A 25,003-nucleotide genomic window follows, 5' to 3' on the forward strand; every position below is an offset into this window, starting at 1 on the left:
TCACGTCATAACTTCAAAGGAGAAAGGAATTTGAAAATTAAACACCTTGACCATTTTGTTTTAACCGTGGCCGATATTCCGACATCGGTGGCTTTCTTTCAATCGGTGATGGGTATGAATGCTGTCACCTTCGGAGAAGGGCGAGTCGCCTTGGAATATGGTCAGCAAAAGATCAATTTGCACCAGCTAGGCAGTGAGTTTGAGCCTAAGGCACGACATGTACAAGCTGGTAGTGCCGATCTCTGTTTTATCATTGATGGGGATTTAGAAAGCGCAATGCAACATGTTCAGGCTCAAAACGTTAAAATTATAGAAGGCCCGGTTAATCGTACTGGAGCGTTGGGGCCGATCACGTCCTTCTACTTTCGAGATCCTGATGGAAATCTGATTGAGTGCTCAGTGTATGAGTCTTAACAGAGTGAATAGTAACAATACCGCGAAAAGCCATAATGGTTCGGAAAGAAACATTGATTTAAACCAGTTTTTACTCAAGCACAGGGGAAAGTTGGATCCTACCGATTATGGTTTTTCGACCTACCATCGCAGAGTCAAAGGGTTACGCCGTGAAGAAGTGGCACAACTGGCCGCCGTCAGCGTAAGTTGGTACACATGGCTAGAACAAGGTCGTGATATAAGTATCTCGATTGAAGCCATCAAACGAATTGGGAAAGTATTAAAGCTCAGTTCTGATGAGCAAGAGTATTTCGAAGCGACGGTTTTTGGGACATCATATTCAGCTCACAGTGATATACAGCTACAAGACGAGCTAAAACAAATGATAAAGGCTCTTGACCCTCATCCAGCGTTTATTCGTAGCGAAAATATGGACATTCTTTATTGGAATAAAGCCTCAGAGCAAAAAATCTTTAACTGGTCGAGTGTTGATGACTTGGACAGAAACTCACTGAAATTGATGTTCCTGAACCCAGAATACAAAGAACGCATTCCTGACTGGTCTGCCGCCGCCCAGAGTACCATCGCCTCTTTTCGCTCATACTATGCTTTAAGCAGCAATAAGCCTCGATTTGATACCGTGATTAACGACCTGCTGCTACGAAGTGAAGAGTTTAAGCGGATGTGGCAGGAATATGATGTAAAGAAGACCAGAAAAGGGAAAAAATCGATCATCGATTATTCTGGGAACCTGAGACATTATTCATACACTGCATTGAAGCCAGAAAGTATGTCTGACGCTTTCCTTATTTTTTATGCAGAAAGAGAATGATGCCCATTTGCAAAAAAAACATGTTGTTTCTTTTCGTATATAAACATCAGAGCGTATTTAAAAAGACCACGTAGCCATAAACTGCGTGGTCTTTCGTTATAACACGTTCATGACCAATTCAGACAACTGGGGACCAAAGGTCATAATTTAATGTGTACTGGTTGTTTTCTCGCTTAATTTTACCAGAGGCAGACAAGTTGAAATGCATACCACTCACAGAAATATGATCTGTAGAGACTCTATCTAAAAGGGTTTTACGCATCTTTGCGGCTTCCTCTGGACTGTTGTCGAAGGCAATAGTCACATCTGGATTTGCGGTCTGAATATGAGGAAAATGAACAATATCACCCCATATTAGTAGTGATTCATTACCACTACCGACTAAAAATCCGCAGTGTCCAGGTGTATGCCCGAATAAAGGTACAGTCTGGATATCAGTCAATAATGACTCTTGATTAAATGGTACTAACTTATCTTTGTAGGCATCAAAAGCATTTCTTGCTACGTTAAAGAATGGCTTAAATCCATCTGATGCCGAAGACATAATGGTATCATTTCTCCAAAATGCGAGTTCTTGTTCATGAACGTAAAGTTCTTGAACATTTGCAAAAAAAGGAGTCGCTAATGGACCCGCCAACCCACCAACGTGGTCAGGATGAGCATGCGTCAAAAGAACGGTATCAATATCGAGTGGATCGAAACCAGCCGCTCTTAAAGCTGCGGGGAGTCTGCCACCCCAACCGTTAATTCCACCTGCACCGCTATCAATCAGTATGGTTCGATTTGATGTCTCGACAACATAGGCATTGATATTCATTCTTGGAAGAGGCTCTACCCCCCTTTTGTTCAAGAGCAGCCTCTGCTTGAGAAGCTTCTATGCCATTTAATAGTTCAAAAGATGCATCTAAGTATCCATCACTCAGCATCGTGACAACTGTGTCGCCATAACGTTTCTTGTTGACCGCAGGCGCTTGATATAAATGTTTTTTCATCATTGTATTAACTCGTTTCAATAAGATGCAGAGTTACTTGCGAATCACAAGAAGTAGGCCAATGATGGACATTGCCATCCCAATCAACATCGAGGTCGTGATTGGTTCACCAAAAAGCGCCCAGGCTTCTGCGGCTGTAAGGACCGGAACAAGATAAAAATAGGTTGCGACTTTGGTGGATTCGCCACTTTGGATCATAAAAATCAGTAACAGAACCGCAGTCACTGATACACCAAGAACTAACCAGGTCAGACCCAAAGCAAATGGGATATTCCAATGGACAGGAGTGTGCTCAAACAGAACACTCATAATACCCATGACAACGGTCAGTGAAACATATTGGAAAAATGTAGCACTCAACACATGACCGTCACTGTTGGAACTCTTTTGATACAGTGCTCCGACGGTAACACAAACAAGTCCAACGATAGCGCATAAAAGACCTAAAGCATTTAGGTGAAAATCTTGTTGTCCTGGCGATAGCACAAAATACACACCAAAAAATCCAATGATGATTCCTATCCACTTACCAATGCTTAAGCTCTGTCTGTGCAGGGTCGACACTACAATCGCTGTCAGTACCGGTTGAAGCCCTGTGATCAATGCTACGATGCCTGATGGTATACCTAAGTGCATTGAGTAAAAGCAGCCACCAAGGAAAAGAGCATGCAAGAACAGCCCAACTACGAGCTGTTTTGCTATTCCTTTGGCTGAAGGAAATTTGGCTTTAAACAATAAAGCTAATATAAAAAACGCCAAGCAAGAAAAAAGCCCGCGTAAAAAAAGTAGATGAAAAGGTTCACTGTATTGAACAGTAAATTTGGCCCCAACAAATCCGGTACTCCATAGGAAAACAAATATCCAAGGAGCTAAAACTATAAGTAGCTTTTTTGACGACGATACTGGAGAGGCAATATCCAGTTCGCTGATGTTTTCTGAAGACATAACTTTGACTTTTAAGTTTGTGATTGAACAAAAAATGATGTGGCGTGCATTTAATATCAAAGTGTGCAGGAGGAAAAGAGGGGCATTTATCCTATGATAATGAGTCATAGTTTGGTGTGTATTGGCTTTACATATTTAGTTACGGAAAGGACTTTCCCATACTTGAGGTAATTCGTGGTTAGCTAATTTAGCAAAGTCACTGGCACGTTTCTGTCCAAAAGCTTGTTGGTCGGTGTGCTGTTATTGGTTGCTCCGTGCGCTATTAATAGAAATGCAAGCGAATAAGGAGTGGCTAATCGCTCAAACGGCGGATGGAACAGCGATAAAACGGCAAAAACTATTGGAATTAAGTCAAGGCCCTTTTTTTTAATGAAAAGGCTTATTGATCTGAACACACCGCTTCTCCATATAAGTATATCCACAAATACAAACCTCAAACTGGCGATAAAGAGCTTTAATATTGATAAATATATAAACAGCTTGGGCGCTGAAGAAATTTCAGTATACTGCGCTTAGGTTACACTGTAGAAAAAATCGCCGTATTCCCAGCGGGGTCCTTTGATGAGAAATAGAAATCGCGTTTGAATATGCAACCAAACGATTTTGCCGCTTGCAGGTTATTCGGTATACAAATAATAAACCTTTGACTAGTCCGAAGGTCGGTCGAATGAGAGAAAGTCATGTTTTTTAATAAGTCGCTTCAACAAGAAAATCAACGATTAAAGCAGGAGTTGCAAATCCTGCAGCAAATCCAAACCAGTTTAGATGAAGAGATGATCCGCTTAACATTGGATAGTAAAGGCCTCATTACTTCTGCAAATACCAAACTACAGCAAGAACTTTTCTTACATGATGATGAGATCTTAACGAAATCAATTACTGAATTGGTACCGTCAAATTCGCGCAATACAGACCACTTTCATCGAATGAAGAAAGCCGTCCAAGATAAAGTGTTCTGGAATGGGGCATTGCAAGTACAGAAAGGTAATGGTGAGGAAGCCTGGTTAAGAACGATTATCCAGCCTGTTGTAAATGAGCGCAGAGAAGTAGAAAGCTTTTTTGTTTTTGCTTCTGAACTTACGCGAACGATCAAATCATCCCGTGAGCAAGAGGACATGCTAAATGCATTAAGTCGTTCTATGGCGGTGATTGAGTTCACATTAGATGGCCATGTTTTAAAAGCCAACGATAATTTCCTAAACACAATGGGTTATACGCTTGATCAGATTCTAGGGAAGCATCATCGCATGTTTTGTGATCAGGAAGAGTCGAGCTCTCAAGCTTACCGTGAGTTTTGGCAACGTTTAGCAAAAGGGCAATTTTCATCAGAGCGATTCAAACGAGTTAACCGTTATGGCGAAGAGGTGTGGCTAGAGGCTTCATATAACCCTATCCATAACGACAGAGGAGAGCTCTACAAGGTCGTTAAGTTCGCGACAGATATTACCCAGCAGGTGATGCAGGAACAGAAAATGGCCCAGGCTGCGCAATTGGCGAACGAAATCTCCCAAGAAACTGGAACACAAACCCTGCAAGGGCAAGAGGTTATAGGCTCAACGTTAGAAAAGATGCAGATACTTTCCGAGCAAATGCAGCAAGCGAACACCGCGATTGACGAGCTTAAAGCGCACTCATCGCGTATTAGCGAGTTGGTAAATAGCATCAGTGGTATCGCTGACCAAACTAACTTATTGGCGTTAAATGCGGCGATAGAAGCGGCTCGTGCGGGTGAGCATGGTAGAGGTTTTGCCGTTGTTGCTGATGAAGTCAGACAGCTTGCTACAAGAACCAATGCAACCACCGATGAAATTGTCACAATGGTAAGTGAAAACCTACAGCGAACAGATAACGCAGTTAAGCTGATCGCTAAATGCCAAAAAGAAGCACTAGATACGCTAGAGCTCTCTGAAAAAGCAGGCAATGTGATGAATGAAATACAAGATGGCGCTAGCCGTGTTGTAGAGGCCGTGGAGCAATTTAACCGCTCGTTGTAGTTAATCAATAAGTTTTCATTGTAGGGGCGATGGGTAAAAAGCAATTCGCCTTATTCAACCTGTATTGAGGAGCGCTGAAGTCGCAATACTACTCCTGCCGCAGTCAAGTTAAGCGTTTTGAAGGGGAGGTAGTTCGATACCCGGTACCGGTTTTAGCCAGTTTGCTTGCTGTATAGAATGCTAAAGTAATTTAGTATGCGAAAAGGCTTGCCTTAAGACTTTGCCTGCATTTAATGTATCTAGCAGCAGAACTTCAATCTGCGTGACAACAATACAGGAGAGGATCGGGCTTTCACTTTTTCGCTCGACACAAACCCCTTTCAAATTTACACAATAGCGTAGTAAAACTCTCTTGCTGCGCTATTGTGTGTTCCATATTTTGTGAGTACTTATGTTTAACTCAGAACGCAAAGCGACGGTTATTCTGGTTGCGACGACGATGATCGCTGCACTTGGCTGGATATTCTCTAAGGAAACAATACAGGGTTTACCACCTTTTGGCTTTATTGGGGCGCGATTTACTATCGCTTCGCTCTGCTTACTGCCTCTATGTTACCGACCTTTGCTGAAAGCAAACTTAAAAGATGTGCTTTCTGCTGGTGGTGTCGGGCTCCTGTTAGGCAGTGCCGTTATGACATGGATTTACGCTATTTCTATCAGTGATACTCTTGGGGAAGGCGCATTTATCATGAGCCTTTCCATGCTGTTTGTGCCGATTGTTGCATGGGTTATGTTTCGTCAACGACCACAACGAATTTTCTGGCTTTCTTTGCCTATCGCTGTATTAGGTCTTGCTTGTCTTTCTTTAGTTGGTGGCTGGAAACAATCGGCCAGTCAATTGTGGTTTCTTGGTGCAGCACTGGTTTTGGCGCTTCATTTTAATGTGAACAGCAAATACTCTCAAAAACTACCTGTGCTGCTGCTTACTTGCGTGCAACTTTTTTCAGCAGGTTGCTTAGGTTTGTTGGGTTCATTTTTTATGGAATCTTTCCCGGCTGAGGTGGACTCCTCTATTTGGTGGTGGTTTGCGTTGAGTACCTTATTAGCGACGAGCTTGCGTTACGTAATGCAAACCATGGGGCAAAAATTTGTTCAGGCAGGTAACGCTGCTCTAATTATGATATTAGAACCAGTTTGGACGGTTATTCTGAGCGTGCTGTGGTATGGCGAAGTGCTAACGGCAAATAAACTAGTAGGTTGTGTGCTTATCTTATTTTCTCTAATTATTTATCGTACTGGCGGGCGGTTTCGCTTCCCTACTCGAAAGTAGAGCAAATTAACTTGGGTTGGGAGAATTTGAGGTGCCGGATGGCCTTCTACGAAAGTGATAATACGCGGTTACGCAATGCTAATGACACTTTTGATGTAGGCTGCCGACCCAGCTCTTCGCTGATCATCCAGCCAGCTTTAGCCAGTAGCTCTAAGTCGATCCCCGTTTCTATTCCTAACCCTTGGCATAAATACAGTACATCCTCCGTTGCGACATTTCCTGATGCTCCATGAGCGTATGGGCATCCACCCAGCCCAGCTACACTACTGTCGATGGTATTGATGCCCATACTCAATGCCTGATAAATGTTGGTGAGAGCTTGTCCCCATGTGTCGTGGAAATGGACAGCAAGCTGGGGAAGAGGTGCAACCAACATGACGGCTTCTAGCATAGCAGCGATACGGTTTGGCGTGCCTGTACCGATTGTGTCGCCTAGAGACACCTCATAACACCCTAAATCGATGAGTGATTTGACCACGCTCGCCACTTGTTTAGGGGCTGTCGGGCCATCGTAAGGGCAGTCGGCAACGCAGGATAGATAGCCACGAACAGGGATGCCGTGTTTGGTGGCTAATCGCATTACAGGTTCGAAGCGAGTTAGGCTTTCTGCAATCGAGCAATTGATATTGTGTTGGCAGAATCCTTCTGAGGATGAAGTGAAAATTGCGACCTGATTGGCGTCAGCCTCCAACGCTTGTTCTAAGCCTTTTAGGTTTGGAGTCAGGGCAGAGTAGGTAACATGATTTCGCCGTGTTATTGCTTTCATGACTTCTATTGAGTCCGCCATTTGTGGCACCCATTTGGGTGAGACAAAAGAGCCCGCCTCAATATGCGTTAGCCCAGTATCAGAGAGTAAGTTGATCAGCCGGATTTTAGTCTGGGTCGTAACAGGAGATTCATTTTGCAACCCATCTCTAGGACCTACTTCGACAATATTTACTTTGGAAGGCAGCATTACTTGTCCTGTGACTTGGTGACCCAACTTGGGCAACGTTTTTCAAGAAATGCTTGCAGCCCATCTTGACCTTGGGGTGATACTCTAATGTCCGCAATGAGCTTGCTAGTATAGTGAATCAGTTGTTGATCGATGGGGTTTTGATGACATTGATGGCAGAGCGTTTTTGCTTTACGCATCGCATCTGGGCTATTCAGTAGCAACGTCTTGATTACGCTACCGACCGCACTTTCAAGCTGTTTGGCTTCTTTCACTTCGTGCACAATACCAAACCGTTCGGCATCTTCGGCTGAAATGACTTCACCACTTAAGATATAGCGTCTAGCTTGTCTATTCCCCATCGCGCGCATGACGTAAGGCGCAATGGTTGCTGGAACTAAACCAAGCCTAACTTCACTTAAGCAAAAGTTGGCACTTTGGCTTGCGATGGCGATATCACTACAACAAATCAACCCTAAAGCACCACCATAAGCGGAACCTTGAACAACTGCGATGGTGGGTTGAGGGAACGAATCTAATGTTTCCATGAGTCTTGCCAAGTTTTGGGCATCAACGAAGTTATCTTGCCTCGTGCTTTCGGCCATCGACTGCATCCAATTCAAATCGGCCCCGGATGAAAAATGCTTACCGTTACTTCTTAATACCAAGCACCGCACATCCGTTCGTAAAGCGAGATAATCTAGGCGGTGGATCAGCAAGTCGATCGTACAAGCGTCAAAAGCATTGTGTTTGGCTGTTCTGTTTAGGGTAATGGTCGCTACGCCATTATCATCGACATGCCAAAGAACATCATCTTGCCTTTGGGCGTTGGGAATAATGCTTGGTTGCATTTCCTGCATACTAACTTCCTTAATTCATCTTTGGATGTTTACATTCTGAAGACGCCAAACTCGCTATCAGGAATGGGGGCATTTAATGCTGCCGTTAACGCTTGACTCAACACCTGACGCGTTTTTTTAGGGTCAATAATTCCGTCATCCCATAGCCGAGCACTCGCAAAATAGGGATGTCCTTGTGTTTCATACAAGTCTATGATCGATTCTCTAAAAATGTGCTCTTCTTGCTCTGACCACGCTTCCCCCTGACGTTCCTTCGCGTCTTTTCGAACTTGTGTTAAAACGCCTGCTGCTTGTTCTCCGCCCATCACAGAAATACGCGCGTTCGGCCACATCCACATCATGGTTGGATCATACGCTCGGCCGCACATGCCGTAATTACCAGCGCCGTACGATCCACCGATGATCACGGTAAACTTCGGCACGTCAGCACAAGCGACGGCCATCACTAGCTTGGCGCCATGTTTTGCGATGCCTTCTTCTTCAACCTTTTTTCCGACCATAAAGCCGGTAATGTTTTGGAGAAAAAGAAGCGGTGTTTTCCGTTTGGCGCACAGCTCAATAAAGTGCGCGCCTTTTTGTGCCGATTCAGAAAACAAGATACCGTTGTTTGCCACAATACCAATCAAGTGTCCTTGAATACGAGCGAAGCCACACACTAGCGTTCTGCCGTACAAGGATTTGAATTCGTCGAAATCAGAATCATCGACGATGCGGGCAATAATTTCTCGAACGTCGAATGACAGTCGTAAGTTGGCATTCACGATTCCGTAGATTTCTTCTGCGTCGTAGCGGGGAGGAAGCACGGTGTTTTCTGGCTTAACAGGTCTTATTCTATTGGCATTGGCAATAGCTTCTCTCGCAAGCATTAGGGCATGTTCATCATTTTCAGCGTAATAATCTGCGACACCAGATTTTCGACAATGCACGTCTGCACCGCCGAGCTCTTCACCCGTCACGACTTCGCCAGTGGCCGCTTTCACCAAAGGTGGCCCCGCCAAAAAAATGGTGCCTTGCTCTTTAACCATAATGGACACATCCGCCATGGCAGGAACGTACGCGCCCCCAGCAGTGCAAAGCCCCATCACAACAGCAACTTGGGGGATGCCTTTCGCTGACATTCTCGCTTGGTTAAAGAAAATGCGACCAAAGTGTTCTTTATCGGGGAAGACGTCGGACTGATGAGGGAGATTTGCGCCACCGGAGTCCACCAAGTACACGCAGGGGAGTTGGCAACGTTGGGCTATCTCTTGCGCTCTAAGGTGTTTTTTTACCGTGAGTGGGTAGTAGGTTCCGCCTTTTACCGAAGCATCGTTGGCGATGACCATGCATTGAATCCCCTCTATGATACCAATGCCGGCGATAACGCCAGCGCAGGGGATCGCTTCGTCATACACCTGCCAGGCGGCAAACTGGCTGATTTCAAGAAAGTCAGTGTTGTCATCAAGCAAGCGCGCGATGCGTTCTCGGGCGGGGAGTTTTCCTTTTTGCCTCTGGTGATCAATGGCTTTTTCACCGCCGCCCTGTTTGATGGTCTCGATGTGTTGATTAAGTTGAGTGACCAACGTTTCCATCACGGCTTTATTGGAAAGAAATAACTCGTCAGTTGGCTTAGTTTTACTTTTGATAATGGCCATAATGACTTCCTTGTCGTATGTTCCGTTAGCGAGATTCTTCGAACAGCTCTCGGCCTATTAACATGCGGCGAATCTCTGAGGTACCCGCGCCGATTTCATAAAGCTTTGCATCACGTAGCAAACGACCAGCAGGGTATTCATTGATGTAGCCATTCCCACCGAGCAGTTGTATTGCATCGAGTGCCATTTGTGTGGCGAGTTCTGCACTGTACAAAATCGCGCCAGCGGCGTCTTTGCGTGTTGCGTTACCTCGATCACAAGCCGCTGCGACGGTATATACATACGCTTTTGCTGCACTCATTCGAGAGTACATATCGGCGAGCTTGCCCTGAACTAACTGAAACTCGCCAATGGATTTTCCAAACTGCTCTCGTTCATGTACGTACGGGACCACAATGTCCATGCAAGCTTGCATTATCCCGAGTGGTCCGGCAGCGAGGACGACGCGCTCGTAATCCAGCCCACTCATTAACACCTCGACGCCTTTATTCAACTCGCCAAGAATATTCTCTTTTGGCACTACGCAATGGTTAAATACAAGTTCGCAAGTATTCGAGCCTCTCATGCCTAGCTTGTCCAGCTTTTGAGCATGAGTGAAACCTGTGAAGTTACGTTCAATAATGAATGCGGTAATACCACGTGAACCTGCGCTGACATCCGTTTTAGCGTAAAGCACCACTACGTCAGCATCGGGCCCGTTTGTTATCCACATTTTGTTGCCATTCAGTACAAAATGGTCGCCCTTGTTTTCCGCTTTCAGTTGCATGCTTATCACGTCTGAACCGGCATTGGGCTCACTCATCGCTAGGGCGCCAACGTGCGTACCATCAATGAGTTTTGGAAGGTATTTTTCGCGTTGAGAAGGCGTGCCGTTACGAAAGATTTGGTTGACGCACAGGTTAGAATGAGCGCCGTAGCTTAAAGCGACAGATGCAGAGGCACGGCTGATTTCTTCCATGGCAACAACGTGAGCGAGGTATCCCATGCCTGCACCACCAAGCTCTTCATCGACGGTCACACCAAGCAACCCCATTTCTCCGAACAAAGGCCATAAATGATTCGGGAACTGGTTATCGCGGTCTATCTCAGCGGCGATGGGCGCAATATGTTCCGTAGCAAAGGCATTAACGTGTTCTCGGAGCATATCGATGGTATCACCAAGTCCGAAATTGAGTGGGGTATAGGTGCTTTTCATAACGTCTCCCGGTATCAGAGGTAGGGTGGAAAAGCCTGTAGCGGTCTTGCTAATTGAGTATAGCGTTTATGTCTGCTTGCTTTTGAGTGTTTGAATACAACGCTCCTTAGCGGCATTCAACTCAGCCATAACGACGCTGATGTCGTTGAGTTGTTGTTGTAGGACAGCTTGTTTCTCTTCAATGATATTGAGCATTTTCAATAACTGTCCTTCGGTTTGTTGCATGTCGTAGAGCTCGAAAAGTTCACGAATTTCTGCTAACGAAAAACCGAGTCGTTTCCCTCTTAAAATCAGTTTGAGGCGAATTCTATCCCTGCGTTGATAAACGCGCATATTGCCTTTTCGCTCTGGTTCAATCAGACCCACGTCTTCATAAAACCGGATACTGCGAGTAGTAATATCAAACTCCTTGGCGAGGTCACTGATCTTGTATTTTTCCATAACATACTTACCTCGAATAAAAATCCAGTTTCTGGAAATCGAACCTTTAATGGGAAGGTCGAACATCAACTTTGAAATATAAACGCCTGCTTGGTGTTTTTTTCATCTCATTGTAAAGGCTAGTGCTATGCTTACGTAAACGTCAAGAAATCGCGGAATGAAAGTTTGTTAGTGAAAAAGGCGATAAAGGCTGGTGTGGCGCTTGGTGAGTAATTCTATGTAGGGTGTCATCAGTCTGCCAAGTGTTCACATATACCTTAAGGGAATGCGAGTCATGGGAAAAGACATCTGGATTGTCAGCGCGAAAAGAACGCCAATTGGGCGCTTTCAAGGCAAGTTGCAAACTTACTCTGCTCCTCAATTAGGCGCACTGGCGATCAAGGCGGCAATGCACGAAGTGAATGTGACTTCGGTGGATGAAGTGTTCATGGGATGTGTGCTTCCAGCAGGGTGTGGACAAGCTCCTGCGAGGCAAGCATCTATGGGAGCAGATCTTCCTTTGGGTGTAGGGTGCACCACCATTAACAAAGTGTGTGGCTCTGGCATGAAGAGCGTCATGTTAGCGCACGATCTCATTAAAGCTGGAACGATTCGCTCTGCCATTGCTGGTGGTATGGAAAGTATGACCAATGCGCCGTATTTGCTGAGGGAGGCGAGAAAGGGAATGCGTATGGGGCACCAGTCTGCGTATGACCACATGTTTCTCGATGGGCTACAAGATGCTTACGAAGGGCACTTAATGGGTGTTTATGCTCAGAAAGTCGCTGACAGGCTTAAGTTCACCAGAGAGCAAATGGATGAATGGGCCGTGATGTCGGCAAAACGTGCGTTGGAAGCTCAAGAGCGAGGCTTGTTTGCCGATGAACTTTCGCCGGTTTCACTCAATACCAAGTCAGAACAAGCGGTGCTGGACTACGATGAGCACCCACGCTCGATTGACCTTGGTAAAATTCCTCAACTCAAACCTGCATTCGATGAAAAAGGTACGGTGACCGCTGCTAATTCGAGTGCCATTTCAGATGGCGCGGCGGCTCTGGTGCTTATGGATGAAGACACTGCGCGTCATCAGGGGCTTAAACCACTTGCGATCATCAAGGCGCACTCTACACATGCCAGAAAACCTGCAGAATTTACTTTGGCACCCGTCTACGCAATTGAGCAACTGCTGTTCCAGCTAGATTGGTCAATTTATGAAGTGGACCTGTGGGAAATCAATGAAGCCTTTGCCGTCGTGACACAAATAGCGGTGGCGGAACTTGGACTAGATACGAGCAAAGTAAATATTAAAGGTGGAGCTTGTGCGCTTGGGCATCCGATAGGGGCTAGTGGCGCACGAATTCTTGTGACATTGATTCACAGTTTGCGTCAGCTACAAGCGCTAGGCACCAATGGTGATCTCGAAGCCAAAAAAGTGATGCGGGGTGTTGCGTCACTTTGTATCGGTGGTGGAGAAGCCACGGCGATAGGCATTGAAATACCGCTTTAATTGAAATTAGAAAGGAGTAAATGATGACTCGTTTGGTTCCCTTGTTTATTGGTGGCGAGTTTCGTGAATCTCAAACATCGGATTGGATTGAGGTAACCAATCCCGCCACTAATGATGTCATTGCGTACGTTCCATGTTCCACAGAGCACGAGATGGAAGCCGCCATTGATAATGCGAAAGAGACATTCCAATCTTGGAAGGAAGTGGCAGTATCCGAGCGTGCCAGAGTTATGCTTCGTTATCAGCACTTGCTCAAAGAGCATCATGATGAGCTTGCCACACTGCTTTCTCATGAAACGGGTAAGATTTTAGCGGATGCTAAAGGCGATGTGTGGCGTGGTATCGAGGTGGTTGAGCAGGCTGCAAACATTGCCAGCAACATGATGGGCGAAACCGTCGAAAACGTTGCCACGGATATTGATAGTTACTCAATGATTCAGCCCCTAGGTGTGTGTTGCGGCATTACGCCATTTAACTTTCCTGCCATGATTCCGTTGTGGATGTTCCCAATCGCTATCGCTGCGGGCAATACATTTGTGCTTAAACCCTCCGAACAAGTGCCGTTGACCTCTATTCGTTTAGCTGAACTATTTGAGCAAGCTGGCGCGCCGAAAGGAGTGTTGCAGATCGTTCATGGCCGCAAAGAGCAAGTCGACTTTCTTCTGGCTCATCCTGATATTCGAGCGGTGTCATTTGTTGGCTCGGTTCCCGTTGCCCGTTATATCTACACCACAGGGACTAAACATTTTAAACGGGTTCAAGCTTTTGCTGGTGCAAAGAATCACATGGTGATCATGCCTGATGCAAACAAAGATCAAGTGGTGAATAACCTAATCGGAGCCTCCGTAGGGGCTGCGGGGCAACGCTGTATGGCGATTTCTGTTGCGGTATTTGTCGGCGATTCAAAACAATGGATTGCAGACCTGAAACTGGCGATGGCGAAAGTACACCCAGGGCCTTGGGATGATGAACAGGCTGCTTATGGCCCACTGATCAGTGAGCAAGCCAAACAACGCGTATTGGACCTAATCGAAGATGGCAAACAACAAGGCGCAGTGTGTGAACTCGATGGCAGTCAGTGTGAAGTGGACGGCTTTCCCGATGGAAACTGGATTGGCCCAACCTTGTTTAGCGGTGTAACAGCGAACATGTCGATTTACACGCAAGAGATATTTGGCCCTGTCTTAGTTTGTATGGAAGTCGAAACGTTGCAAGAAGCTATTGAGTTAGTGAATCGCAACCCTTACGGCAACGGAACTTCTATATTTACCGCTAATGGCGCTGCTGCGAGAAAATATCAGCATGACATTCAAGTCGGTCAAGTGGGGATTAATGTGCCAATTCCAGTCCCTTTACCATTTTTCTCCTTTACTGGTTGGAGAGGCAGTTTCTATGGTGATTTACATGCATATGGTAAACAAGCAGTGCGTTTTTATACCGAGACCAAAACGGTGACGGCGCGTTGGTTTGATGACGATATTCCAACGGGGCCTAATCTGACTATCCAACTGCGCTGAGTGAATAAAAGGAGCTTTTATGGACTTTGAACTTAATGAAGATCAACGTGCATTTGCCGATACCGCTCAACAATTTGCCGATGAGCGTTTAGCACCGATGGCGGCGGAGTGGGATGAAAAGCAGATCTTCCCCAAAGACGTATTGAGAGAGGCGGGGGAACTGGGGTTTCTCAGTCTCTACACACCAGAAGAACATGGCGGCTTAGGGTTAAGCCGCTTGGATGCGTCAATTATCTTTGAACAACTCTCAATGGGCTGTACGTCGACGACCGCTTTCATGACTATCCACAATATGGTCAGTTGGATGATAGCCAGTTTTGCTACCGATGAAGCCAAAACGCAGTTCTGTCCGAAATTAGTTACGGGGGAGTGGTTAGGCTCCTATTGCTTAACCGAGCCTAATGCGGGATCGGATGCCGCTTCGCTGGCCACAACCGCGAGCAAAAAAGGTGATACTTACGTGTTGAATGGTGGCAAAACCTTTATCTCTGGCGCAGGAGAGACAGATGTTTTGGTCGTGATGGCGAGAACTGGAGAAGCGGGTGCCAAAGGCGTGTCTGCATTTGTCGTTCCTGCTCAAGCAGATGGCATCAGCTATGGGCGCAAAGAACCCAAAATGGGTTGGAACAGTCAACCAACACGAGCGGTTACTTTTGAGAATGTCGTTATTCCAGCTAGCCATTTACTGGGCGAAGAAGGGCAAGGTTTTGTCTTTGCGATGAAAGGGCTTGATGGAGGGCGTATAAATATTGCGACCTGCTCCGTCGGTACGGCTCAACAGGCCCTTGAACAGGCGACACAGTACATTCAGGAGCGTAAGCAGTTCGGCAAACCGCTTGCGCAGTTTCAAGCCTTACAATTCAAATTAGCAGACATGGCGACAGAGCTAGCGGCTGCGCGGCAGTTAGTGCGCTATGCCGCCAGCAAGCTCGACCGAAATGACCCAGATACCACTGCTTATTGCGCGATGGCAAAACGGTTCGCAACCGATGTGGGCTTTCAGGTTTGCGACCACGCGCTGCAGCTTTATGGCGGCTATGGTTACATCAAAGAGTATCCAATGGAGCGTCATTTCAGAGATGTGCGTGTGCATCAAATTCTGGAGGGAACGAACGAAATTATGCGTTTAATCATCGCGCGCCGTTTGCTCTCTGAGGAGTCGACCTTGCTGTAGCGAAGTATTGGATTTGCTCATTGAGAAAGGATTCAGATATGCCATTAACCCAAGAAGCCATTCAACATACGATCACTAATCACGTTGCGGTGGTGACAATGAACAACCCGCCAGCCAATACGTGGACAGCAGAGAGCCTCAAGGTACTGAAATCGCTGATACTCACACTTAACAATGATAAGCAGGTCTACGCACTGGTTTTAACCGGCAGTGGAGAAAAGTTTTTCTCTGCTGGTGCGGATCTCAAGCTATTTTCTGATGGTGACAAAGCGGTTGCGTTAGACATGGCGCGATGCTTTGGTGAAGCTTTTGAAACACTCTCGGAATTCCGTGGTGTTTCCATTGCCGCCATTAATGGTTACGCCATGGGCGGAGGTTTAGAAGTGGCATTAGCTTGTGATATTCGAGTAGTTGAAGAGCAAGCGGTACTTGCTTTACCTGAAGCCAAAGTCGGACTTTTGCCCTGCGCTGGCGGGACCCAAAATCTCACAGCGTTAGTAGGGGAAGGCTGGGCAAAGCGCATCGTTTTATGTGGAGAACAAGTCAGCGCTGACAAAGCAAAAGAACTAGGCTTGGCTGAGGAGTTAGTTCCCAGAGGCGAAGCTTTAAGTAAAGCGTTGGAGCTTGCTGAATCTGTTGCGAACCAGTCACCATCTTCTGTCGCCGCATGTAAGGCGCTCATTCAAAATATGCGCTCTGCGCCACTTAAGCACGGCTTAATGAAAGAGCGAGAGTTGTTTCTGAATCTTTTTGATACGGAAGATCAAGTTGAGGGTGTTCGCGCCTTTTTAGAAAAACGCCCACCGCAATGGAAAAACCGATAGGAGGCCACATGGCAGGGATGGTAACCATCAGTGAAATAGAGTGCTTAGATGGCGTGCACCGCATTGGTATCGCAACGTTAGACAACACCGCTTCATTGAATGCATTGACGTATGACATGTTGGTCCAACTTAACGATCAGCTTATCAAGTGGCAAGACGATTCGCATGTGACTTGTGTGGTACTTACTGGCGCTGGAGAAAAAGCATTCTGTGCTGGTGGCGATGTTCGAGCTATGTATCACGTCATGCATAACGAGAGTAAAGAAAAAATCGTAGAGTTCTGTACGGACTATTTCTCGTTGGAGTATGAGTGTGACTATCTCATCCACACTTACAACAAACCTATTATCGGTTGGGGAGAAGGTATTGTAATGGGTGGTGGGATGGGGCTTTTTATGGGAACCAGCCACAAAGTTGTGACAACAACATCACGCCTTGCTATGCCAGAAATTAATATTGGACTGTATCCCGATGTGGGAGGTACATGGTTTTTAAGCCAGATAGATCCGCAAGTGGGTTTATTCCTCGGATTGACAGGTTCAATGGTGAACTCAAGTGACGCTGTCACTATTGGTTTGGCCGATTGGTTACTGTTGGAAGAGCAGTATCCCACCTTACTGGATGAGCTAAAGCGGCTCCAGTGGGGCAAAGAAGATGCGAAAGAGTTGGTAACTGCGCTACTACAATTAATGGAAGAACAGGTTATTGATAGCAAACCAACCACGCAAATTTGTCCATACTTAGATCAGATAGAGGAAGCGTGCAAAGGCTTTGATCTTAATGCGATAGCACAGCGAGTCATGGCTATCGAAGGGAACAGTCAGTGGATAGAAAACGCGAAACAAACGCTCGCCGCGGGCAGTCCGATCACCGCGCATATTTGCTTCAGACAAGTGAAAGAATGCCACAGCTTACCACTTGCAGATTGCTTCCGCTTGGAGCTGAGTTTATCGGTTCGCAGCGCCTTATTAGGTGAGTTTAAAGAGGGCGTCCGTTCTCGGCTTATTGACCGGGATGGCGAACCTAACTGGATGTTTAACAGTGTCAGTGAAGTCGATGAAGATGTCATCGATACCTTGTTTACCTCACTTTGGCCGGATGACGAACATCCGCTTGCTGATTTGGGTGAACAAACACTAGGTCAATAAGGAGAATGATCATGAGTACCATCGCATTTATCGGTTTAGGAAGAATGGGGCATCCGATGGCGCAAAACTTATTAGCGTCTGGATTTAACGTGCAAGTATTCGATGTCGATAGCGAAGCGGCAAAGCAACTTGCACCTTTTGGTGCGGTGGTGGCGAGCTCTATTGAGGAAGTCGTGGATGGTGCAAGCACAGTCATCACGATGCTACCAGCAGGATCTCACGTTCGTTCCGTGTATCTTGGCGACTTACACGGTGGCGTAGGTGTCCTCAATCTTGTCTCGCCAAGTACCTTGATGATTGATTGTTCAACCATTGATCCGGACTCTGCGCGATTAGTCGCCAATGAAGCGGCAAATAAACGCGTGCTGTTTGTCGATGCGCCCGTTTCGGGTGGCGTTGCCGGCGCTAAAGCGGCGACATTAACCTTTATTGTTGGTGGCTCGGATGAAGCATTTTCTAAAGCTAATGCCATTTTGCAGTACATGGGAAAAAATGTTTTCCATGCCGGTAAAGCGGGTGATGGTCAAATGGCGAAAATCTGTAACAACCTTATGCTCGGCATTTTAATGTCTGGTACGTGCGAGGCGCTAAATCTAGGTATCGATCATGGGCTCGACCCCAAAGTGTTATCAAACATCATGCTTCAAAGCTCTGGCCGAAATTGGGCATTGGAGCTTTACAACCCTTGCCCAGGCGTGATGGACAGTGCACCAGCCAGCAACGATTACCAACCGGGCTTTATGAGCAAACTCATGTTGAAAGATCTCGGTTTGGGGTTAGATGCGGCGTTACAAACACACTCTTCGGTTCCGATGGGCTCACTGGCGCGTAATTTATATTCTTTCCACAACGCGAGCGGCCACGGCGAGCTCGACTTCTCAAGCTTGTTTGAGTTTTACAAGAGTAAGAAGGGCTAGACTGAGTTTTGCTACAAAGCAGTCTGAAATGGTGAAGTAAATCTCATCATTTCGGACCACCGAAACAGGCTTGAAATAGGGAACATTATTAGCGACGGAGTGCAGTAACTATGGATATTAAAAATAGTGTCATTGCCATTACAGGTGCAGGGCAGGGACTTGGGCAAATGATGGCAATTACGCTTGCTCAAGCCGGAGCAGATTTAGCGTTATTAGATGTAAACGCTAGCGGCTTAATGGAAACACAAGAGCAGTGCCGAATGCTGAGTGCAAAAGCGTTGACTTATCAAGTGGATGTAACGAGCGAAATCGATGTTGAAAACACGTTTGAAGCGGTTATCCAAGATTTTGGCCAACTCAATGGGCTAGTCAATAACGCTGGCGTGCTAAGAGATGGGTTACTTGTAAAATCAAAAGACGGCGTGATCAGTAAGATGTCTTTGGATCAATTCAATTTGGTCATGAACGTCAACGTTACGGGGACATTTTTGTGTGGGCGTGAAGCTGCCGTCAAGATGATTGAGAGCGGTTCACAAGGCGTTATCATCAATATTTCTAGTGTCGCGAGAGCAGGGAATATCGGTCAAACCAATTATTCTGCATCTAAAGCGGCGGTCGCAACCATGGCGACAACATGGGCTCGTGAGCTCGCAAGATACGGTATCCGCGCGGCGGCGATTGCACCAGGTGTGGTACATACCGCGATGGCAGAGCAAATGAAACCAGAAGCCATAGAACGGCTAGAAAAGATGATCCCAATTGGAAGGATGGGTGAAACAAGTGAAATCGCGCATGCAGTAAAATACATTCTTGAGAGTGATTACTTTACTGGCAGAGTTTTAGAAGTGGATGGAGGCATTCGTATGTAAAAGCCCTAGGGTTAGGTTTACAGACCGGAATGACAAGCTTCTTTCCCTTTCATCATTTCCTATTTTTCCGAGAGCCAGTTCTGGGCAACGTAAGTGTGTTTATTACTCATGTTTGGATTCGCTCTGCGAATGGTTTGCCAAAAGTAAATAATGAGAAGTAAATACCACTCAAATACTAAGTGAAATCATTAATTTGATATTGATCACAATTTACCACTTTTAATTTCCCCTTCGTACTCAAGCTATCTATGTAAATACAGTTGATAGTCAGTCTCATCAAAATTAATTTGTAACTGTCTGTTTCAAAAGACATTAACTGTGAAGCACGTGAAATTCGTGTTGAGTTTAATCTCCTATTTTAAGTGTGTGGGTTTCATTAATGGAAGGTTAGTTTCCAGTTGTGGCTAATGAGCTTTAACTTTTTACTCCTCATAATGCGCCAAATGTAACATTGTGTTTCAAAGTGTAACAATAAACTCACACTAATAGTGTGGTTTTGATCTCCACTCAATTCCGTTTTGTTTCGCTCTGATCCCGACGTTACTCATGCTCAACACATAAACATTCTAATGACTATAACAACTGGTTCTTAGCTTGATACCAATCGTAGCAAGTAATTGTTCATTCTAGCTGGTTAAGATGCTTGATAACGGCGCTGAAAAATTTGTAAGTAGAATAACTACTTATCAAAATTTTTGCCTTTTTATCAAACATTTCCCCTGCGCTGTTTCTGAGCTCTTATTTACTGTGATTGGCATTTGTTTTGAAACCAGACAACCATCGAGAAAGTTAATGGAAGCCTCAAGATATAAACGCATCTTGTCGAGGGGAAGTTTGGCGTCCGTCATACTTATGCTCTCAGGATGTAATTCAGCTTTACTTGACCCCAAAGGTGCCATTGGTGTGCAGGAAAAAGAGCTAATTATTACTGCTCTTTTGCTGATGTTGATCGTTGTAATCCCTGTGATTTTAATGACGATTTACTTCGCTTACCGATACCGCGCCTCTAACACTGAAGAAGAGTACGCTCCCGAGTGGTCACACTCGACCAAAATCGAAGTGGTGGTATGGACAATTCCAATCATCATCATTGCGATTCTTGCGACGATCACATGGCGTTCGACTCATGAACTAGAGCCCTCCAAACCATTGGAAAGTGATGTTAAACCAATGACCATCGAAGTGGTGTCACTCGATTGGAAATGGTTGTTCATCTATCCAGAAGAAAACATTGCGACGGTGAACTATGTGGCGTTCCCGAAAGACGTGCCAGTACAGTTCAAACTGACTTCGGACAACATCATGAACGCGTTTTTCATCCCTCGCTTAGGTACACAGATCTACGCGATGCCAGGCATGGTTACCAAGCTCAACCTGATAGCGAACCACGAAGGTGACTACAAGGGGTTTGCATCGAACTACAGCGGCGAAGGCTTTTCGCAAATGAAGTTCACAGCTTCAGCAATGTCTGATCGTGCTGCGTTCCTAAATTGGGTGCAGAAAGTGAAGGCGAGCCCTGATCGTATTGAAGATTGGGAGCAATACAGCTCACTGGCAGCGCCAAGTATCGCAGAGCCAGTCACTTTGTTCTCTAGCGTTCCTCCGTTCTTGTTCACCGACGTTGTGACTCAGCATCCTGGTTCAATGAACTGTTTGCCTGAAAACCAAGGATAATCGTAATGTTTGGAAGATTAACTCTTGATTCAGTTCCATTCCACGAACCTATTATCGTCATCACCTTAGCGGTTGTGGCGCTGGTTGGTTTAGCCGTAGTTTACGCGGTAACTAAAGCCGGAAAGTGGCAATATTTGTGGAATGAATGGTTTACTTCAGTAGACCATAAAAAACTTGGCTTCATGTACATCGCAGTAGCGATGGTGATGCTTGTTCGTGGTTTTGCTGACGCAGTCATGATGCGTAGTCAGCAACTCCTTTCTTCTGCGGGTGAAGCAGGTTACTTGCCACCGCATCACTACGATCAAATTTTTACTGCCCATGGCGTGATCATGATCTTCTTCGTAGCGATGCCATTGGTTATTGGTCTGATGAACATCATCGTGCCATTACAGATTGGTGCGCGTGACGTAGCTTTCCCGTATCTGAATAACTTGAGCTTCTGGCTGTTTGTTGTTGGTGTCATTCTAACAAACATGTCTCTCGGCTTAGGTGAATTTGGTCGCACCGGCTGGCTAGCGTATCCGCCGCTTTCAGGTATTGAGGCCAGCCCAGGAGTCGGGGTCGACTATTGGATTTGGGCGCTGCAGATATCAGGTGTCGGTACGACGTTAACAGGCGTGAACTTCTTCGCGACCATTTTGCGTATGCGTACACCGTCTATGCCAATGATGAAGATGCCAGTTTTCACTTGGGCGTCTCTGTGTGCAAACATTTTGATCATCATTTCATTCCCAATCCTAACGGTGACTATCGCTCTGCTAACGCTGGATAGATACCTAGGCATGCACTTCTTTACCAATGATCTTGGCGGCAACGTAATGATGTACGTCAACCTGATTTGGGCTTGGGGCCATCCAGAAGTGTACATTTTGATCTTGCCAATTTTTGGTGTGTTCTCAGAAGTCACCGCAACCTTCTCGCGTAAAAAGTTGTTCGGTTACACATCGCTAGTTTGGGCTACCGTAGTTATCACGATTCTTGCGTTTGTCGTTTGGCTACACCACTTCTTTACGATGGGATCTGGCGCGAACGTAAATGCCTTCTTCGGTATTGCCACGATGATTATTTCTATCCCAACAGGGGTGAAGATCTTCAACTGGCTATTCACCATGTACAAAGGTCGCATTCGCTTTACGACGCCAATGATGTGGACGGTGGGCTTCCTGATCACCTTTACTGTTGGTGGTATGACAGGCGTACTCATGGCTGTTCCGGGCGCAGATTTCGTTCTGCATAACTCAGTATTTCTGATTGCTCACTTCCACAACGTTATCATCGGTGGTGTGGTGTTTGGATGTTTCGCTGCGATCACTTACTGGTTCCCGAAAGCGACAGGTTTCACCATGAATGAAACTTGGGGCAAACGTGCGTTCTATCTTTGGATTATTGGCTTCCTAATGGCGTTCCTACCGCTTTACGCGCTGGGCTTTATGGGGATGACTCGTCGTTTAAGCCAAGACATCAACCCAGAATACTTCCCACTGTTGTCGATTGCCGCAGCAGGTACGGTTGTGATTGCGCTGGGCGTATTGTCTCAGTTCATCCAAATTTACGTGAGTATCCGTGACCGCGAGCAAAACCGTGATTTAACTGGTGACCCGTGGGGTGGTCGTACTCTTGAGTGGGCAACATCGTCTCCACCGCCGTTCTACAACTTTGCACACCTGCCAAAAGGTGATGTGCTGGATGCCTTCTGGTACCAGAAACAAAGTGGCGAGTTCGATCCAACTAAAGAAGTGGAATACGAACGTATTCATATGCCAAAAAACACAGCAACAGGCATCTACGTGTCGGCTTGGTCGCTCCTATTTGGCTTCGGCATGATTTGGTACATCTGGTGGCTAGCGGCGGCAAGTTTGGTCGGTATTATCGTGACGTGTATTCAGCATAGCTATAACGATGATGTGGATTACTACGTGGAAGTTGAAGAGATCAAAGCAATTGAGGCCGAGCGTCGAGCTCAGCTTGAAGAAGCGAAGAAAAACTCAGTGAAAGACAGCGAAAGTAAAGATGATCTGGAGGTGACGTATGCAAACTAATATCGCAGCACATCACGACCATGATCACCACCATGACACGAATGGCAACAAGCTATTTGGTTTCTGGGTTTACCTGATGAGTGATTGCGTGCTGTTTGCGACCTTGTTCGCGACATACGCTGTACTGTCGAGCAATTCAATTGCGGGCCCAACAGGTAAAGACATTTTCGAACTCCCATTCGTGTTTGTCGAAACCATGCTGCTGCTGTTTAGCAGTATCACATTTGGTTTTGGCATTATCGCGATGAAGCGCAACAACGTTGCTGGTCTCAAACGTTGGATGTTAGTAACGTTCGCACTTGGTCTTGGTTTTATCTGTATGGAGGTCTATGAGTTCCATCACCTGATTGAAGAAGGCTATGGTCCACAAACAAGTGCATTCCTATCGGCATTCTTTACGTTGGTTGGTACGCACGGCCTGCACGTAACCTTTGGTCTGATTTGGTTAGCGGTAGCGTATCACCAACTGTCGACGAAAGGTCTGAACGACAATATGGCAATGCGCTTTAACTGCTTAAGCCTATTTTGGCACTTTCTAGATATCGTTTGGATTTGTGTCTTTACCATCGTTTACTTACTGGGGGTAATGTAATGGATCAACATGTAGAAACCAGTGCATCAGATTATGTGAAAGGCTTTATTGCCTCACTGATTCTGACGGTAATTCCGTTCTACTTTGTTTGGACGAAATCATTACCAGATACAACAACCTATGCGATTCTATTTGGATGTGCATTAGTGCAGATATTTGTTCACTTCAAATACTTCTTGCACATGGAAACAAAAACATCCGACGGACGTTGGAACCTTGTATCACTGATGTTTACCGCCATTGTTGTACTTATCCTTATCGCTGGCTCGGTATGGATCATCTACAACATGAACGTCAACATGAAGTTGTAGGCCAAGGTATGCTGAAAAGTTATTTGTCTATCACCAAACCGGGCATTATTTTCGGCAACCTGATTTCTGTTGCGGCGGGGTTCTTCCTCGCCGCAAAAACAGAACCAGCCAGTCTAATGTTGTTCGTTACAACGTTAGTTGGTGTGGGGTTAGTCATCGCTTCAGGTTGTGTGGTGAATAATATTTTTGATCGTGATATCGACCAAAAGATGGCACGTACACAAAATCGTGAAACAGTGAAAGGCAACATCAATATCGATATTGCGTTTGTTTATGCACTTGCTTTATTGCTGGTAGGAACCGCACTGTTATTTATCCGAGTGAACCCACTATCCGCTGTCGTCGTTTTGCTTGGCTACGTGTATTACGTGTTCTTTTACACGATGTGGTACAAACGTAACTCGGTGTATGGAACCTTAGTGGGAAGTATTTCAGGTGCAGTCCCGCCATTAGTGGGTTATTTAGCGGTAACAAACTTTATTAGCTTGGAAGCGATTTTACTCTTTACCATGTTCTGTCTCTGGCAAATGCCGCACTCGTACGCGATTGCCATGTTCCGCATGCAAGACTACCGAGAAGCCGGGATTCCCGTATTACCAGTTAAAGAGGGCATTCATAAAGCGCATCGACACATGAAAGCGTATGTCGTGGCGTTTGGGGCCGTATCGTTGGGGTTATTTTTACTTGGTGAAGCTGGGTATGAATACTTAGCGGTTGCGGCGGTCGTTTGCTTTATGTGGACGAAAGTGACCTTTCGTAGCATTGATGACAGCAACTACATCGCTTGGTCAAAGTCGGTGTTTAAAGTCTCACTGCTAGTGGTGATGGGGATCAGTGGTGTACTAGGATTAGAGCTTATTCCGTTGCCATTTATTTATTGAGTTTGAAATTCTTTAATATCACTTCCATGTAGCTCCCATTCTGAGAGCTACATGCTTTGCTAGACTCGAATTCATGCC

General features: G+C 45.8%; 22 protein-coding genes and 2 pseudogenes. 17 read left to right on the plus strand and 7 right to left on the minus strand.

All coding sequences use genetic code 11. The features are described from left to right. Nucleotides 1-30: 30 nt before the first annotated feature. Both R7Q09_RS07885 and R7Q09_RS07890 read left to right on the plus strand, forming a co-directional pair. A complete protein-coding gene (locus tag R7Q09_RS07885; RefSeq protein WP_318070672.1) occupies nt 31-414 on the plus strand; it encodes a VOC family protein in 384 nt (127 codons plus the stop codon). Nucleotides 415-418: 4 nt separating this feature from the next. Continuing rightward, entirely contained in the window at nt 419-1,225 is an 807-nt protein-coding gene (locus tag R7Q09_RS07890; protein WP_318070671.1) for a helix-turn-helix transcriptional regulator, read from the plus strand. A gap of 118 nt (nt 1,226-1,343) precedes the next feature. Here the strand turns inward: R7Q09_RS07890 and R7Q09_RS07895 are convergent, their stop codons facing one another. Then, nucleotides 1,344-2,042, minus strand: a complete 699-nt coding sequence (locus R7Q09_RS07895) for an MBL fold metallo-hydrolase (protein WP_318070670.1) — start codon at nt 2,040-2,042, stop codon at nt 1,344-1,346. A 208-nt stretch (nt 2,043-2,250) separates the two neighbouring features. Then, nucleotides 2,251-3,162: a DMT family transporter gene (locus R7Q09_RS07900; RefSeq protein ID WP_318070669.1), complete on the minus strand. Its 912-nt coding sequence runs from the start codon at nt 3,160-3,162 to the stop codon at nt 2,251-2,253. Nucleotides 3,163-3,935: 773 nt separating this feature from the next. Between R7Q09_RS07900 and R7Q09_RS28805 the strand changes: the two are divergent. The 3 genes and pseudogenes from R7Q09_RS28805 to R7Q09_RS07910 all read left to right on the plus strand — a co-directional run. Next, a pseudogene (locus tag R7Q09_RS28805) lies at nt 3,936-4,622 on the plus strand (PAS domain-containing protein); the annotation flags it as partial. A 180-nt stretch (nt 4,623-4,802) separates the two neighbouring features. Next, nucleotides 4,803-5,156, plus strand: a pseudogene (locus R7Q09_RS28810) (methyl-accepting chemotaxis protein); the annotation flags it as partial. A 391-nt stretch (nt 5,157-5,547) separates the two neighbouring features. Next, entirely contained in the window at nt 5,548-6,426 is an 879-nt protein-coding gene (locus R7Q09_RS07910) for a DMT family transporter (protein ID WP_318070668.1), read from the plus strand. Between the two features lie 46 nt (nt 6,427-6,472). Here the strand turns inward: R7Q09_RS07910 and R7Q09_RS07915 are convergent, their stop codons facing one another. From R7Q09_RS07915 to R7Q09_RS07935, 5 genes are all read right to left on the minus strand, one after another. Continuing rightward, nucleotides 6,473-7,381, minus strand: a complete 909-nt coding sequence (locus R7Q09_RS07915) for a hydroxymethylglutaryl-CoA lyase (RefSeq protein WP_318070667.1) — start codon at nt 7,379-7,381, stop codon at nt 6,473-6,475. Then, nucleotides 7,381-8,220 (minus strand): enoyl-CoA hydratase-related protein, encoded by an 840-nt coding sequence (locus tag R7Q09_RS07920; RefSeq protein ID WP_318070666.1) that lies wholly within the window; start codon nt 8,218-8,220, stop codon nt 7,381-7,383. The genes R7Q09_RS07915 and R7Q09_RS07920 overlap by 1 nt, the downstream gene beginning before the upstream one ends. 29 nt (nt 8,221-8,249) lie before the next feature. Further along, nucleotides 8,250-9,854 carry a carboxyl transferase domain-containing protein gene (locus R7Q09_RS07925; RefSeq protein ID WP_318070665.1) on the minus strand — a complete coding sequence of 535 codons (1,605 nt, stop codon included), beginning with the start codon at nt 9,852-9,854 and terminating at the stop codon, nt 8,250-8,252. A 25-nt stretch (nt 9,855-9,879) separates the two neighbouring features. Then, nucleotides 9,880-11,049, minus strand: a complete 1,170-nt coding sequence (locus tag R7Q09_RS07930; protein ID WP_318070664.1) for an isovaleryl-CoA dehydrogenase — start codon at nt 11,047-11,049, stop codon at nt 9,880-9,882. A gap of 66 nt (nt 11,050-11,115) precedes the next feature. Next, nucleotides 11,116-11,490 carry a MerR family transcriptional regulator gene (locus R7Q09_RS07935; protein ID WP_017821195.1) on the minus strand — a complete coding sequence of 125 codons (375 nt, stop codon included), beginning with the start codon at nt 11,488-11,490 and terminating at the stop codon, nt 11,116-11,118. A gap of 274 nt (nt 11,491-11,764) precedes the next feature. Here R7Q09_RS07935 and R7Q09_RS07940 point away from each other — a divergent pair, with 274 nt between their 5' ends. The 12 genes from R7Q09_RS07940 (at nt 11,765) to cyoE (ending at nt 24,925) form a co-directional block, all read left to right on the plus strand. Next, nucleotides 11,765-12,976: an acetyl-CoA C-acyltransferase gene (locus R7Q09_RS07940; protein WP_318070663.1), complete on the plus strand. Its 1,212-nt coding sequence runs from the start codon at nt 11,765-11,767 to the stop codon at nt 12,974-12,976. 23 nt (nt 12,977-12,999) lie between these two features. Further along, nucleotides 13,000-14,493, plus strand: a complete 1,494-nt coding sequence (locus R7Q09_RS07945) for a CoA-acylating methylmalonate-semialdehyde dehydrogenase (protein ID WP_318070714.1) — start codon at nt 13,000-13,002, stop codon at nt 14,491-14,493. 19 nt (nt 14,494-14,512) lie between these two features. Then, nucleotides 14,513-15,667: an acyl-CoA dehydrogenase family protein gene (locus R7Q09_RS07950; protein WP_318070662.1), complete on the plus strand. Its 1,155-nt coding sequence runs from the start codon at nt 14,513-14,515 to the stop codon at nt 15,665-15,667. 38 nt (nt 15,668-15,705) lie between these two features. Then, nucleotides 15,706-16,491 carry an enoyl-CoA hydratase gene (locus tag R7Q09_RS07955; protein WP_104972717.1) on the plus strand — a complete coding sequence of 262 codons (786 nt, stop codon included), beginning with the start codon at nt 15,706-15,708 and terminating at the stop codon, nt 16,489-16,491. Nucleotides 16,492-16,499: 8 nt separating this feature from the next. Next, a complete protein-coding gene (locus tag R7Q09_RS07960) occupies nt 16,500-17,639 on the plus strand; it encodes an enoyl-CoA hydratase/isomerase family protein (RefSeq protein WP_318070661.1) in 1,140 nt (379 codons plus the stop codon). Nucleotides 17,640-17,650: 11 nt separating this feature from the next. Continuing rightward, entirely contained in the window at nt 17,651-18,556 is a 906-nt protein-coding gene (gene mmsB, locus R7Q09_RS07965; protein WP_005390978.1) for a 3-hydroxyisobutyrate dehydrogenase, read from the plus strand. Between the two features lie 110 nt (nt 18,557-18,666). Further along, complete coding sequence (locus R7Q09_RS07970; RefSeq protein ID WP_005390975.1) at nt 18,667-19,425, plus strand: SDR family oxidoreductase; 759 nt, start codon at nt 18,667-18,669, stop codon at nt 19,423-19,425. Between the two features lie 792 nt (nt 19,426-20,217). Further along, nucleotides 20,218-21,099 (plus strand): ubiquinol oxidase subunit II, encoded by an 882-nt coding sequence (cyoA, locus tag R7Q09_RS07975; protein WP_005388604.1) that lies wholly within the window; start codon nt 20,218-20,220, stop codon nt 21,097-21,099. A 5-nt stretch (nt 21,100-21,104) separates the two neighbouring features. Continuing rightward, nucleotides 21,105-23,141: a cytochrome o ubiquinol oxidase subunit I gene (gene cyoB / locus R7Q09_RS07980; protein ID WP_005375781.1), complete on the plus strand. Its 2,037-nt coding sequence runs from the start codon at nt 21,105-21,107 to the stop codon at nt 23,139-23,141. Continuing rightward, on the plus strand, nt 23,131-23,733 hold the full coding sequence (cyoC, locus tag R7Q09_RS07985) for a cytochrome o ubiquinol oxidase subunit III (protein WP_005375782.1): 603 nt from the start codon (nt 23,131-23,133) through the stop codon (nt 23,731-23,733). The genes cyoB and cyoC overlap by 11 nt, the downstream gene beginning before the upstream one ends. Beyond that, the gene (gene cyoD / locus R7Q09_RS07990) at nt 23,733-24,044 is read left to right on the plus strand and encodes a cytochrome o ubiquinol oxidase subunit IV (protein ID WP_012842490.1); all 312 of its coding nucleotides are present in this window, start codon (nt 23,733-23,735) and stop codon (nt 24,042-24,044) included. Before cyoC ends, cyoD begins: the two co-directional genes overlap by 1 nt. After that, nucleotides 24,005-24,925 carry a heme o synthase gene (cyoE, locus tag R7Q09_RS07995; RefSeq protein WP_085343639.1) on the plus strand — a complete coding sequence of 307 codons (921 nt, stop codon included), beginning with the start codon at nt 24,005-24,007 and terminating at the stop codon, nt 24,923-24,925. The genes cyoD and cyoE overlap by 40 nt, the downstream gene beginning before the upstream one ends. Nucleotides 24,926-25,003 lie beyond the last annotated feature (78 nt).

The organism is Vibrio sp. 2130-1, from assembly GCF_033339515.1.

Coding starts and splice junctions, on each gene's coding strand:
- R7Q09_RS07915 (WP_318070667.1), bottom strand. CDS start 7,381: ATGCTGCCTTCCAAAGTAAATATTGTCGAAGTAGGTCCTAGAGATGGG.
- R7Q09_RS07935 (WP_017821195.1), bottom strand. CDS start 11,490: ATGGAAAAATACAAGATCAGTGACCTCGCCAAGGAGTTTGATATTACT.
- R7Q09_RS07930 (WP_318070664.1), bottom strand. CDS start 11,049: ATGAAAAGCACCTATACCCCACTCAATTTCGGACTTGGTGATACCATC.
- cyoD (WP_012842490.1), top strand. CDS start 23,733: ATGGATCAACATGTAGAAACCAGTGCATCAGATTATGTGAAAGGCTTT.
- R7Q09_RS07960 (WP_318070661.1), top strand. CDS start 16,500: ATGGCAGGGATGGTAACCATCAGTGAAATAGAGTGCTTAGATGGCGTG.
- R7Q09_RS07950 (WP_318070662.1), top strand. CDS start 14,513: ATGGACTTTGAACTTAATGAAGATCAACGTGCATTTGCCGATACCGCT.
- R7Q09_RS07945 (WP_318070714.1), top strand. CDS start 13,000: ATGACTCGTTTGGTTCCCTTGTTTATTGGTGGCGAGTTTCGTGAATCT.
- R7Q09_RS07900 (WP_318070669.1), bottom strand. CDS start 3,162: ATGTCTTCAGAAAACATCAGCGAACTGGATATTGCCTCTCCAGTATCG.
- R7Q09_RS07925 (WP_318070665.1), bottom strand. CDS start 9,854: ATGGCCATTATCAAAAGTAAAACTAAGCCAACTGACGAGTTATTTCTT.
- cyoC (WP_005375782.1), top strand. CDS start 23,131: ATGCAAACTAATATCGCAGCACATCACGACCATGATCACCACCATGAC.
- mmsB (WP_005390978.1), top strand. CDS start 17,651: ATGAGTACCATCGCATTTATCGGTTTAGGAAGAATGGGGCATCCGATG.
- R7Q09_RS07895 (WP_318070670.1), bottom strand. CDS start 2,042: ATGAATATCAATGCCTATGTTGTCGAGACATCAAATCGAACCATACTG.
- R7Q09_RS07970 (WP_005390975.1), top strand. CDS start 18,667: ATGGATATTAAAAATAGTGTCATTGCCATTACAGGTGCAGGGCAGGGA.
- R7Q09_RS07910 (WP_318070668.1), top strand. CDS start 5,548: ATGTTTAACTCAGAACGCAAAGCGACGGTTATTCTGGTTGCGACGACG.
- R7Q09_RS07940 (WP_318070663.1), top strand. CDS start 11,765: ATGGGAAAAGACATCTGGATTGTCAGCGCGAAAAGAACGCCAATTGGG.
- cyoA (WP_005388604.1), top strand. CDS start 20,218: ATGGAAGCCTCAAGATATAAACGCATCTTGTCGAGGGGAAGTTTGGCG.
- R7Q09_RS07955 (WP_104972717.1), top strand. CDS start 15,706: ATGCCATTAACCCAAGAAGCCATTCAACATACGATCACTAATCACGTT.
- cyoB (WP_005375781.1), top strand. CDS start 21,105: ATGTTTGGAAGATTAACTCTTGATTCAGTTCCATTCCACGAACCTATT.
- R7Q09_RS07920 (WP_318070666.1), bottom strand. CDS start 8,220: ATGCAGGAAATGCAACCAAGCATTATTCCCAACGCCCAAAGGCAAGAT.
- cyoE (WP_085343639.1), top strand. CDS start 24,005: ATGGATCATCTACAACATGAACGTCAACATGAAGTTGTAGGCCAAGGT.